At 72.7% G+C, this 11778-nt stretch carries 11 protein-coding genes; 5 read left to right on the plus strand and 6 right to left on the minus strand.

The features are described from left to right. Window positions 1-50: 50 nt before the first annotated feature. The 5 genes from sufB to BLQ34_RS05630 form a co-directional block, all read right to left on the minus strand. Complete coding sequence (gene sufB, locus BLQ34_RS05610; protein ID WP_091782658.1) at window positions 51-1472, minus strand: Fe-S cluster assembly protein SufB; 1422 nt, start codon at window positions 1470-1472, stop codon at window positions 51-53. Next, complete coding sequence (locus BLQ34_RS05615; protein WP_231961461.1) at window positions 1469-2248, minus strand: helix-turn-helix transcriptional regulator; 780 nt, start codon at window positions 2246-2248, stop codon at window positions 1469-1471. The genes sufB and BLQ34_RS05615 overlap by 4 nt, the downstream gene beginning before the upstream one ends. Window positions 2249-2421: 173 nt before the next feature. After that, window positions 2422-5382, minus strand: a complete 2961-nt coding sequence (locus BLQ34_RS05620) for a helix-turn-helix transcriptional regulator (protein ID WP_172829356.1) — start codon at window positions 5380-5382, stop codon at window positions 2422-2424. A 79-nt stretch (window positions 5383-5461) separates the two neighbouring features. Continuing rightward, window positions 5462-5656 (minus strand): hypothetical protein, encoded by a 195-nt coding sequence (locus tag BLQ34_RS05625; RefSeq protein WP_091782664.1) that lies wholly within the window; start codon window positions 5654-5656, stop codon window positions 5462-5464. 155 nt (window positions 5657-5811) lie between these two features. After that, window positions 5812-5997: a hypothetical protein gene (locus tag BLQ34_RS05630; protein WP_091782665.1), complete on the minus strand. Its 186-nt coding sequence runs from the start codon at window positions 5995-5997 to the stop codon at window positions 5812-5814. A gap of 168 nt (window positions 5998-6165) precedes the next feature. Between BLQ34_RS05630 and BLQ34_RS05635 the strand changes: the two genes are divergently transcribed. From BLQ34_RS05635 to BLQ34_RS05655, 5 genes are all read left to right on the plus strand, one after another. Continuing rightward, complete coding sequence (locus tag BLQ34_RS05635) at window positions 6166-6876, plus strand: ABC transporter ATP-binding protein (protein ID WP_091782668.1); 711 nt, start codon at window positions 6166-6168, stop codon at window positions 6874-6876. Further along, a complete protein-coding gene (locus BLQ34_RS05640) occupies window positions 6873-7667 on the plus strand; it encodes an ABC transporter permease (RefSeq protein WP_331712528.1) in 795 nt (264 codons plus the stop codon). Before BLQ34_RS05635 ends, BLQ34_RS05640 begins: the two co-directional genes overlap by 4 nt. Window positions 7668-7902: 235 nt before the next feature. Continuing rightward, window positions 7903-8835 (plus strand): COX15/CtaA family protein, encoded by a 933-nt coding sequence (locus tag BLQ34_RS05645; RefSeq protein WP_091782671.1) that lies wholly within the window; start codon window positions 7903-7905, stop codon window positions 8833-8835. 54 nt (window positions 8836-8889) lie between these two features. Beyond that, window positions 8890-9471 (plus strand): ArsR/SmtB family transcription factor, encoded by a 582-nt coding sequence (locus BLQ34_RS05650; protein WP_091782674.1) that lies wholly within the window; start codon window positions 8890-8892, stop codon window positions 9469-9471. Continuing rightward, window positions 9468-10736 carry an MFS transporter gene (locus BLQ34_RS05655; RefSeq protein WP_091782677.1) on the plus strand — a complete coding sequence of 423 codons (1269 nt, stop codon included), beginning with the start codon at window positions 9468-9470 and terminating at the stop codon, window positions 10734-10736. The genes BLQ34_RS05650 and BLQ34_RS05655 overlap by 4 nt, the downstream gene beginning before the upstream one ends. A gap of 70 nt (window positions 10737-10806) precedes the next feature. Here BLQ34_RS05655 and BLQ34_RS05660 read toward each other — a convergent pair whose 3' ends face one another. Then, a complete protein-coding gene (locus BLQ34_RS05660; protein ID WP_091782680.1) occupies window positions 10807-11757 on the minus strand; it encodes a heme o synthase in 951 nt (316 codons plus the stop codon). Window positions 11758-11778 lie beyond the last annotated feature (21 nt).

The raw sequence follows: 11778 nt of genomic DNA on the forward strand, positions 1-11778 counted from the left end.
CTCGCGCAGCATCTGGGGGCAGGGGGTGGTGGACGGAGCGTGGGTGTCGATCAACCCACTGCCCCTTCCATCTGGAGCTCGATCAGCCGGTTGAGCTCGAGGGCGTACTCCATGGGCAGCTCGCGCGCGATGGGCTCGACGAACCCGCGCACGATCATGGCCATCGCCTCTTCCTCGGTCAGGCCGCGGGACATGAGGTAGAACATCTGGTCCTCGGACACCTTCGAGACGGTCGCCTCGTGGCCCATCGTGACGTCGTCCTCGCGGATGTCGACGTAGGGGTAGGTGTCGGACCGGCTGATCGTGTCGACCAGCAGCGCGTCGCAGACGACGCTCGACTTCGAGCCGTGCGCGCCCTCGAGGATCTGCACGAGACCCCGGTAGGACGTGCGGCCGCCACCGCGGGCCACCGACTTGGAGACGATGGTCGAGGAGGTGTGCGGTGCTGCGTGCACCATCTTGGCGCCGGCGTCCTGGTGCTGGCCCTCACCCGCGAAGGCGATCGACAGCGTCTCGCCCTTGGCGTGCTCGCCGAGGAGGAAGACCGCCGGGTACTTCATCGTCACCTTGGAGCCGATGTTGCCGTCGATCCACTCCATCGTCGCGCCCTCGGCCGCAGTCGCCCGCTTGGTGACGAGGTTGTAGACGTTGTTGGACCAGTTCTGGATGGTCGTGTAGCGGACGCGGGCGTTCTTCTTCACGACGATCTCGACGACCGCGGAGTGCAGCGAGTCGGACTTGTAGATCGGCGCGGTGCAACCCTCGACGTAGTGCACGTAGGAGCCCTCGTCGGCGATGATCAGGGTCCGCTCGAACTGGCCCATGTTCTCGGTGTTGATCCGGAAGTAGGCCTGCAGCGGGATGTCGACGTGGACGCCCGGCGGGACGTAGATGAACGACCCACCCGACCACACGGCGGTGTTCAGCGCGGCGAACTTGTTGTCGCCGGCCGGGATCACCGAGGCGAAGTACTCGCGGAACAGGTCCTCGTGCTCGCGCAGGCCGGTGTCGGTGTCGACGAAGATGACGCCCTTCTCCTCCAGGTCCTCACGGATCTGGTGGTAGACGACCTCGGACTCGTACTGCGCCGCGACGCCGGCGATGAGGCGCTGCTTCTCGGCCTCGGGGATGCCGAGCCGGTCGTAGGTGTTCTTGATGTCCTCGGGCAGCTCGTCCCAGGTGGTGGCCTGCTTCTCGGTCGACTTCACGAAGTACTTGATGTTCTGGAAGTCGATGCCGGTGAGGTCGCTGCCCCAGTTGGGCATCGGCTTCTTGCCGAACAGGCGCAGCGACTTCAGGCGCAGGTCGAGCATCCACTGGGGCTCGTTCTTGCGGCCGGAGATGTCGCGCACGACGTCCTCGTTGAGACCCCGCTTCGCGGTGGCGCCAGCCGTGTCGCTGTCGGCCCAGCCGTACTCGTAGCGGCCCAGGTCCTTCAGACCCGGGTTCAGCTCCTCGATGTGCGTGCTCATCGTGTGGCCCTCTCGGTGGGGGTGGTGGCTGTGGTGGTGGTGGTCGTGCTGCTCGTCGCCGGCGCCGTCACGGCCCCGGTGGGGATGAACGTGGTGCAGACGTGGTCGCCGTGGGCGAGCGTCGCGAGCCGCTGGACGTGGACCCCGAGCAGCCGCGAGAACGCATCAGTCTCAGCGTCACAGAACGCAGGAAATTCCCGGGCGACGTCCTGCACGGGGCAGTGCCCCTGGCAGAGCTGTATGCCGGCGAACGGGCTCGCGGAGCCGGGCTCACCGACCGGTCGGGCCGAGGCGGCGAACCCGTCGCGAGTCAGCGCCGCGACGAGGGCGTCGACCCGGGCGGCCCGGTCGCTGCCCGCGGCAGCCAGCTGCGCGGCATACCGGGTCTCGAGCTCGGCCACCCGGCTCTCGGCGAACCGGCGCACCGCGGTCTCGCCCGCCTCCTGGGCCAGGAACCGCAGCGCCTCGCTGGCGAGGTGGTCGTAGTCGGACTCGAGGGCGTGGTGGCCCGCGTCACTGAGCACGAACGAGCGGGCCGGGCGTCCACGTCCGCGCACACCCGGAGCGGGCTCGCGCTCGGTGATCAGGCCGGCCTCCTCGAGGTGGTCGAGGTGACGGCGCACGGCGGGGGCGGTGAGACCCAGGTCGTCGGCCAGCGTGGCGGCGGTGATCGGGCCACGCTCGCTGATCGCCTGGAGCACGCGGTCCCGCGTGCGCGACTCGAGCACGAGCGGTGCGTCCGGGGTGCCCGCGACCGGCGCCACGACGGGCGTCACGGAGGGGGCCGGGATATTCACAACATGGATGTTACGTAATTGCCCGCCGTGGTGGATAGCAAGGTGACCCTAACCTCGAACCACGCCCCTCCCCGACTCCTGGCCACCGGTGCGGGGTCCCCGGTCGTTCCGGGGCCCCGCACCCGGCACGGGTGGCCCGGAGTGCGGTCGGGTCAGTCGAGCAGGCCCCTGTCGCGGGCCACCGCCACGGCCTCGCCGCGCCCGGTCACACCGAGCTTGGCGATGATGTTGGAGACGTGCACGCTGGCCGTCTTGGCGCTGATGAACAGCTGGGTGCCGATCTGACGGTTGCTGCGGCCGAGCGCGACCAGCGCGAGGATCTCCTGCTCGCGCGGGGTCAGCGCCTCCCCCAGCCGGTCGGCCGGTCGCTGGCCGGCGGACGCCCGCCCACCGGCCTGACGGATCTCAGCGCGCAGGGGCTCGGCACCGAGCTCACGAGCGGTCTCGAGCGCAGCCTGCAGCACGTCGGAGGCCGCCGGGTCTCCGGCCGCCTGCAGGGCGGCGCCAAGCCGGGCCCGTGAGCGAGCCAGCTCGTAGCGGTGCCCGTAGTCCTCGAACGCCGCCACGGTGACCCGCCAGGCCTCCGACAGCTCGGCGGCATCGACGGCTTCGCCGCCCAGCCAGCGCAGCCGCAGCGCCTCGGCGCGGGCGCGGGCGATCCAGGCCTGCGCCTCGGGACCGTGCTGGCCCGGCATCTCGGACACCCGGGCCCACACCGCCTCGGCAGCCTCGGCGGCGTCGACGCCACGCGCCAGCAGCTGGGCCCGCTCGGCGCTGGACGCCCGTCCGACGTGGGTGGCGAGCTGACCGAGCACCAGGGCGCTGAGCCGGGTCTGGGCCTGGAAGTGGCGGTGCCAGATGCGGGTCAGCGACTCGACCCCCTCGTCGTGCACCAGCAACGCCCCGGGCAGGTCGTCCTGGTGGCCGTACAGGTCGATCGCGGCACCGACGGCGAGCACCGCGACCAGGCCCTCCTCGTCCCACCAGGGCCGGGTCGAGTCGAGGGCGGCGACGAAGCCACCCTCGCCCCGGCCGGCGGCCAGGCAGAGCCGGGCGGCGGTGAGCAGCGCCTCGGCCGGCTGCGGCGGGTCCTGCGACGTGGCGTCGAGGATGCGGTCGGCGTCGTCCCAGCGACCCGCCTCGTAGGCCGCGATCCCCGCGAGCAACCGGGCGTCGAAGGCGTAGGGAGCCCACGGGCGGCCGGCCCGAGCCCCGGCCTCAGCCCCTCGCTGGTAGACCTCGACGGCGTCGTCGAGCCGCCCGGCCCGGTGGTGCAGCGAGCCGAGGTGGTGGAAGGCGCGCACCTGAGCGGGGTCGCCGGTCGGCGCGCCGTTGCCGATGATCCGCTCGAGAGCTGCCCGGCTGGACTCCGGGTCACCGACCCGCTCGATGACCCGGGCCTCGACCACCTCCACCTCGTCGGCGACGTCGGGCAGACCCGCGGCCCGCGCCACGCTGACCGCCTCTGCGGCGGCCCGGGCGGCCTCTTCGTCACGACCGCGGTCGACCAGCGCCTGCACCCGCGCCCCCAGCAGCCGCGCGCGGGCCTGCGCGGTGCGCAGGTCGTCCGGGTCCTCGGCGTCGAGCAGGCCGAGCCCCTCCTTCGTGGCCGCGAGGGTGTCGAGGGTGCTCTCGGTGATCCGTGCCGTCGTCGAGACGGCGGCGAGCAGCTCGGCACGGCCGACCGGGTCGGCCCCGGGTGCCCGACGGCGCAACCGCTCCTCGAGCAGCTCGAGCGCCTTGACCGCACGGCCCACGGCGGTCGCGGCTGCCGCGGCCCGCAGCGTCACGGAGTCGACCTCGGGGTCGCTCTCGGGCATCAGGGCCAGGGCGTTCTTGAAGTGCCGGAAGGCCTCCTCGGGACCGGCCATCCGCAGCGCCGAGTCGCCCGCTTGGACGCTGGCCTCGCGTGCCTGCTCGCGCAGGCCGGCGGCACCCGCATGGCGGGCCAGCTCGGCCCAGGTGCCGAGGGTGCGGTCGTCGGCCAGCGCGGCGGCATACCGCTCGTGCGCCCGGACCCGCTCCCCTGGGAGCAGGTCGTCGTAGACCGTCTCGCCCAGGAGGGCATGGCGGAAGGCGTAGCCGCCGCTGTCGGTGGGCACCAGGACGTGCCGCTCGACCGCGTCGCGCAACCCAGAGTCGAGCTCGGCGTCGCCGAGGCCGGCCACCGCTGCGAGCAACCGGTGGGACACGTGCCGCCCTGCTGCCGACGCCACCCGGACGACGTGCTGCCCGGAGGTGTCGAGCTGGTCGAACCGGACGAGCAGCAGGCGCGAGAGGTCCTCGGCGAGGCCGGTGCCTCCGAGCGCGGTGGCCGCGACCAGCTCCTCGGTGAAGAACGCGTTGCCCTCGGCGCGCTCGACCACCTCGCGCACCTGCGCCTCGGCGAGCGGCTGCGCGTGCAGGCCCGACTGCAGTCCCCGGACCAGCTCTCGAACGGCGTGGTCGGGCAGCGGCGCGAGGTCGACCCGCTCGACGTCGCCGAGCCTGGCCCAGTGCGCCAGGGTGGTGCGCAGGGGGTGGCGGCGGTGCAGGTCGTCGCTGCGGTAGGACGCGACGATGCTCACCCGGCGCGAGAAGCCGCGGGTGAAGAGCAGGGTGAGGAGGTCGCGCGAGGACTGGTCGGCCCAGTGCACGTCCTCGACCACGAGCAGGAGGGGGGTGTCCGCGGCGAGGTCGTCGAGGGCTGCGTGGACCGCCTCGACCAGGTCGCCCCGGTCGACGACGTCGTCGGCCGGGTCGTCGGGATTGGGCTCGTGCCGTCGGGAAGGCACCAGGCGGGACAGGCCGGGGTGGGCGGTGAGCACGCGGTCGAGCAGCTCGGGCGAGCTGCCCTCGAGCCGGCCGAGGACCTCGATGAAGGGCAGGTAGGGCAGCGCCTGGCCCGCCTCGCCGAGGCAGTGGCCGGTGAGCACGGCCCAGCCGGCCGCACGGGCCCGACCGGCGACCTCGGCCAGGATGCGGGTCTTGCCGATGCCCGCGTCACCGGAGAGCAGCACGAAGCCGGTGGAGTCGGGGTCGTCACCGGCGTCGACGCCCAGGCGCCGGGCGAGCAGATCTGCCTCGTCGTCACGCCCGACGAACAACCCGGCTGCCGAACGCTCGAAACCCACGAGACCGATTATGTCGGAGGGGTCCGACAGGGTCTCGTGGGTTTCGCGGTGCAGCGCGGTCGCCATCAGCCGGGCCGGCTCAGGCGACGCGAGCTGCGTGGCGCCCGGCCGTCGGCCGCCCGTGGCGGTGCGACTGGCGCACCCGCTGCAGGGCGGTGCGGATCGCGTGGCCGTGGTGCCTGGCTGGGGCCGCGTGGGCCAGTCCGGCCGAGAGGCTCTCGGTCCGCCACTGGACCTCGGCGGCGACGAACAGCGGGTCTGCGGTGATGCTCATGGTGTGCTCCTTCTGGCTTCTCTTCGGTCTGCTGCTGCGATACCCCCAACCTGACGGTCTGAGGTGGCGGTCCACATGGGGCGACTGCCTTATCTGCGGCCGGCTCCCTCCTCAGGGGCCTTAGGCGGTGTGCTCGCCCTGTCGGGCGGGTCGGGTCAGACCGGCCGTGGCGTGTGGCGGGCGAGCTGTCCCAGCGGCCGCCGCAGACGCCAGTCGATGTGGGGGCGGCGACGGCGCGAGGTGCGGCGCGCACGGCGCCCGGCGAGGTTCGCCCCGGAGAGGCTCTCCTGCTTCCACTGCTGCTCGGCGAGGACGACGTACGGATGTGCGGTGAGACTCATGGCCGTGCTCCTTCGGGTGGTGGGTCTGTCGTGCGGATGACTCCACCGTTCGCCTCTGAGGTACCCCCTCACATGGGGAAGTCGCCCAGCATCACGGGGCCCAGCCGGGTCTGAGGCCCTCACGACCGGTGGCGTGAGGTGCGCGGGCGGCGACCTAGACTCAGGGGCGTGCCACCTGCCGTCCTCGTCTCCGGCCTCACCAAGCGCTACGGCGGTGTGGTGGCCCTCGACGGCGCGTCGTGGCAGGGCTCCGCGGGCGCGGTGACGGCCGTGCTCGGACCCAACGGCGCAGGCAAGACGACGATGGTGGAGTGCTGCGAGGGACTGCGCCGCCCCGACGGCGGCGAGGTCCGCGTCCTCGGGTCGGACCCCTGGCTCGCCTCCGCGACGCACCGCGCGCGCGTCGGCGTGATGCTCCAGGACGGCGGTCTTCCGGCGTCCGCGCGTCCCGTGCGGCTGCTGCGCCACCTGTCGAGCATGTATGCCGCGCCCGCCCCCCTCGACCCGCTCGTCCAGCGCCTGGGGATCGACCGGTTCGCCGACACCAGCGTGCGACGCCTCTCCGGCGGCCAGCGTCAGCGGGTGGCCCTGGCCACCGCCCTGGTCGGCCGCCCCGAGGTGGTCTTCCTCGACGAGCCGAGCGCGGGCCTCGACCCCCATGCCCGGCTCGACGTCTGGGAGCTGGTCCGGTCACTCGCCGACGAGGGGGTCGCCGTGGTGCTGACGACGCACTCGTTCGAGGAGGCCGAGCGGCTGGCCGACCACGTCGTCGTCGTCGCGGACGGTCGCGTCGCCGCCGAGGGGTCGCTCGCCGAGGTCACCGGGGGCGACCGCCTGGAGGACCGCTACTTCGCCCTCACCCGCAGGTCCGTCGCGTGACCACCGCAGACCCGGCCGGCGCCGAAGCCGCCCTCGGGGCGATGCGCCCGGGGCCGTCGTCCCCGGCCACGAGGGTGCTCGCGCAGGCCCGCTTCGAGGCGGTCACCCTGCTGCGCAACGGCGAGCAGCTCCTCGTGGCGGTGCTGCTGCCCGCCGCGGTCCTGGTCGGCCTGGTGCAGGCCGAGTCGATCTCGCTGGGCGATGGTCGGCGGGTCGACCTCGCCGTCCCGGGGGTCCTGGCGCTGTGTGTCATCTCGTCGGCGTTCACGGGCCAGGCCATCTCGACGGCGTTCGACCGTCGTTACGGCGTGCTCAGGCTGCTCGGGACCACTCCGCTGGGTCGGGGCGGGCTGGTGCTGGCCAAGGCCGTCGCCGTGCTCGCCGTCATCGCCGTGCAGGTCGTGCTCATCGGCGCCCTCGGGGCGGCGCTCGGCTGGGAGCCGGCCGGCCGCGGCATACCCGCTGCGCTCGTGGCCCTCATCCTCGGGACCTGGGCGTTCGCGGCCCTCGCCCTGCTGCTCGGAGGCACCCTGCGGGCCGAGGGTGTGCTCGCCGTCGCCAACCTGCTGTGGGTCGCGCTGCTCGGCCTCGGCGGTGTCGTGGTCGCCGGCACCGAGCTGCCCGCGCGGTTCGAGACGGTGCTCAGCCTGCTGCCCTCGGCCGCGCTCGGCGACAGCCTGCGGGCGGCCCTCGTCGACGGCCACGCAGCCCCGGGGGCGTGGCTCGTGCTGACGGCGTGGGCGGTCGGCGCGACGCTCGCGGCCCGCCGGTTCTTCCGCTGGAACGACTGACCCGGCGTCCGCGCACTCGCCCAACAGGCGGTGGCCGCGACGGCGAGACCGGTCACCAGCCAGCCCGGTCGCGCGGTCAGGGCCGCGACCGCGAAGAGTGCCGCGTACCCGACTGCCAGCCCCGCCCGCCACGTGTTCGTCACCATGCGTCCAGTCAGCCAGCGCTCAGCGTCCCGCACCATGAGGGGCCTCCCCCAACCGCGTCAGGGTCCACCCTGAGCCGTACCCTCGTGGCGTGACGACAGCGCCCGCCCCGACCTCGGCCACGGCCGTCGCCGAGCCCACCACCCGCACCGGGTGGCTGCCGCGCATCCTGCTCGCGAACCTCGTGGTCGAGGTGCTGATCGTGGTCACCGGCGGCCTCGTGCGACTGACGGGCAGCGGTCTCGGTTGCCCGACCTGGCCCGAGTGCGTGCCGGGGTCCTACACGCCGGTCCCCCACCAGGCCGAGGGCTGGCACCGCTACATCGAGTTCGGCAACCGCACCCTCACCAGCGTGGTGAGCATCGCCGCCATCGCGTCCGTGTATGCGGTGTGGCGCTGGGCCGCTCGTCGGCGCGACCTGCTCGTGCCCGCCATCGGCGTGCTGGCCGGCGTGGGGGTGCAGGCCGTGCTGGGTGGGATCACCGTGCGCACCGGCCTCAACCCGGTCACCGTCGCGGCCCACTTCCTGGTGTCGATGTGCCTCGTCGCCGCCTCCGCCTACCTCGTCTTCCGGGCCCCCGAACCTGCTGGTCCGCGCGCTCTGACGGTGCACCCGCTCGTGGAGCGGCTCGGATGGGCCACCTGCGCGGTGGCCGCGGTCGTGCTGCTGCTCGGCACCGTCGTGACCGGCTCCGGCCCGCACTCCGGCGACGCCGACGAGCCGGCCCGGTTCGGCTTCGACCCGCGCACCATCTCGTGGCTGCACGCCGACGCGGTGATGCTGTTCGTGGGCCTCGTCGTCGCCGTCTGGATCGCGAGCCGGCTGACGGCCAGCACCGCACGACCCGGGCGGGCCTGGGCGGCGGTCTTCGCGGTGACCATCGCGCAGGGAGTGGTCGGCTACACGCAGTACCTCACGGGGTTGCCGTGGGTCGTGGTGCTGGTGCACATGCTCCTCGCGACGCTGCTCGTCGTGGCCCTGACCCGCGCGATGGTGGCGCTGCGCTCGTCTGCCCCCCGCTGACCTAATCCACAAGAGCTCTTGTGCAATGAGACTTGTGCAAGTAGTCTTGTGCACATGAAGCCAGCCCAGCGACCCGGAATCCGGACGGTCACCGACGCCAAGGCCCTGTCGGCCATGGCCAACCCGTTCCGCTCCCGCATGATGGACGCCCTCAAGGTGGACGGCCCGTCAACCGCCTCCGCACTCGCCGCCCGGACCGGTCAGGCCGTGGGCAGTGCCAGCCACCACCTCAAGGTGCTCGCCGAGGCCGGGCTGGTCGAAGAGGCGCCCGAGCTGGCCAAGGACCGCCGCGAGCGGTGGTGGCGCCTGGTGGACTCAGGCACCCGATGGTCACGCGCGGACTTCGCCGACGACACCGCCGCGGTCACCGCCGCCTACGCGGCCGAGGCCTTGGCGCTCCAGCGCCAGTTCGAGCGCACGCAGACCTGGAACGCGAACGCGGCCTCGGCCCCCGAGTGGGACGCAGCGGCGTTCGCCACCCAGAACTGGATGCGGCTGACGCCGGACGAGCTCACCGACCTCGCCAACGAGGTCGTCGACCTGCTGATGCGCTGGTCCCGGCGAGAGGTGCCGGACGACGGCGTCGAGCGCGAGTCCGTGCTCGTCTTCGCCCGAGGGTTCCCGGCCCAGCCATGACGACGAACCCCGCACCGGTTGCCCCGCCTCCCCCACTGGCTCGCAACCGGAACTTCAGCCTGCTGTGGTTCGGCGAGGGCGTCAGCGTCCTCGGCAACGCCACCACCTCGATCCTGCTCCCACTGCTGGCCGTGGTCGGCTTCGATGCGGGCCCCGGCTGGATGGGCGTGCTCACCGCGGCCGCGTGGGTGCCGTGGCTGCTGATCGGGCTCCCCGCCGGCGCCTGGGTCGACACCCTGCCCGCGCGGCGGGTGATGATCCTCAGCGACCTCGCCGCCGCCCTGACCCTGGCCAGCGTGCCAGTGGCCTGGGCGCTCGACCTGCTGACGCTCCCCCACCTGGCCGTGGCGGCGTTCTGCAACGGCGTCTGCACCGTCTTCTTCCGGGCCGCCTACCCGGCCCTGGTCCGTCAGGTCGCGCCGCGCGAGCAGCAGGAGTCCGCGTTCGCCCGGTTGTTCGGCACCGAGTCGGCGATGCAGGTCGCGGGTCCGGGAGCCGGCGGCCTCCTCGCCCAGGTCCTGTCCAGCGCCGGGGGCCTGCTCGTCGACGCGGTCAGCTTCCTGGTCTCCGCAGGCTGCCTGTGGCGGCTCAAGCTGCCCCCGGCCGAGCCGCGCGAGGTGGTCGACAGTGACCAGCCCTCGTTGCGCCAGCGGATCCGTGAGGGAGTCGACTACATCCGGCAGGACCGGATCCTGCGGTTCTTCACGGTCGTCGGTGGCATCAGCAACTTCGGTCTCACCGGGTACGGCGCGCTGATCGTGCTCTTCCTCGTGCGGGAGGTGCACCTCGGCTCGGGCGCGGTGGGCCTGGTGATGGCTGTCGCCTCACTGGGCGGCGTGCTCGGGGCGCTGATCGCGACCACGGTCTCGCAGCGGCTCGGCTCGGCCCGCGCGCTGCTCGCGCTCCAGCTGCTGGCCGGTCCCCCCGCCCTCCTCGTGCCACTCGGTGCCCCCGGCGCCGGTTTGGTCGCACTGGTCGCCGGCCTGCTCCTGGTGGGCATCGGCGTGGTCGCCGGCAACATCGTGCGCGGCGCCTGGCGCAACCGCTACGTGCCCGAGCACATGATCGCCCGGCAGGTCACGACCGCCCAGGTGGTCAACCTCGGGACCATGCCCCTGGCCGGCCTCGCCGCCGGGGCGCTCGGCAGCGCGATCGGGCTCCGCCCGACGATCCTGGTGATGGCGGCGATCCACGTGCTCGCCTGCCTGTCGATGTACTGGAGCCCGTTGCGGGGGCTACGCGAGATGCCGACCCTCGACCACTGAGCCGCCCGACGACTGAGCCGCTCGACGACTGAACCGCTCGACGACTGAGCCGCTCAGCGGCCTGAGTCGCTCAGCGGCTGAAGACGGGCAGGTGCACCAGCGGGTCGAGGGCGACCCCCAGGAACAGGATGCCGACGTAGGTGATGGAGAAGTGGAAGAGCCGCATCGGCTTCAGCACCTTCGGCCCGGCGCCGGTCTTCGCGGCGCGCAGCAGGCGGTGCGCCTCGGCCAGGAACAGCGCGCCCGTCACGACGGCGGTGCCGAGGTAGACCCACCCCATCGGGTTGACCCAGACCAGGGCCAGCGAGGCCGCGACCATCGCCCACGAGTAGGCCACGATCTGCCGAGCCACGACGACGAACTCCTGCACGACCGGCAGCATCGGCACGTGCGCCGCGGCGTAGTCGTCCTTGAACTTCATCGACAGCGGCCAGTAGTGCGGCGGTGTCCAGAAGAAGATGACGAGGAAGAGCATCACGGCCGACCACGACACCGAGTCGGCCACGGCCGACCACCCGATGAGGACCGGCATGCACCCGGCCGCGCCACCCCAGACGATGTTCTGCGCGGTGCGCCGCTTGAGGATCATCGTGTAGCCCACGGCATACATGACGATCGCACCCAGCGAGAGGGCCGCGGACAGCCAGTTGGTGAACACCGCGAACCACACCGTCGAGACCACGGTGAGGATGACGCCGAACACGATCCCCGCGCGCGGGGTGATCTCTCCGGTGACCATCGGCCGGTTGCTGGTGCGGTGCATCTCCGCGTCGATGTCGCGGTCGTAGACGCAGTTGAAGGTGTTGGCCGCCCCGGCGCTGAGGGCGCCGCCGACCAGTGTCGCGACGATGAGCCACAGCGACGGAATCCCCTTGTGAGCCAAGAACATCACCGGGATCGTCGTCACGAGCAGCAGCTCGATGATCCGCGGCTTGGTGAGCGCGAGGTATGCCGCAGCCTTGCTGCGCTGCCCGGGTGACGGGGACGCGGAGATCCGGGCAGACGGATCGAGTGCGGTCACGGCGTCCTTCACGGGTGGTGC

The organism is Pedococcus dokdonensis, from assembly GCF_900104525.1.
GTDB lineage: Bacteria > Actinomycetota > Actinomycetes > Actinomycetales > Dermatophilaceae > Pedococcus > Pedococcus dokdonensis.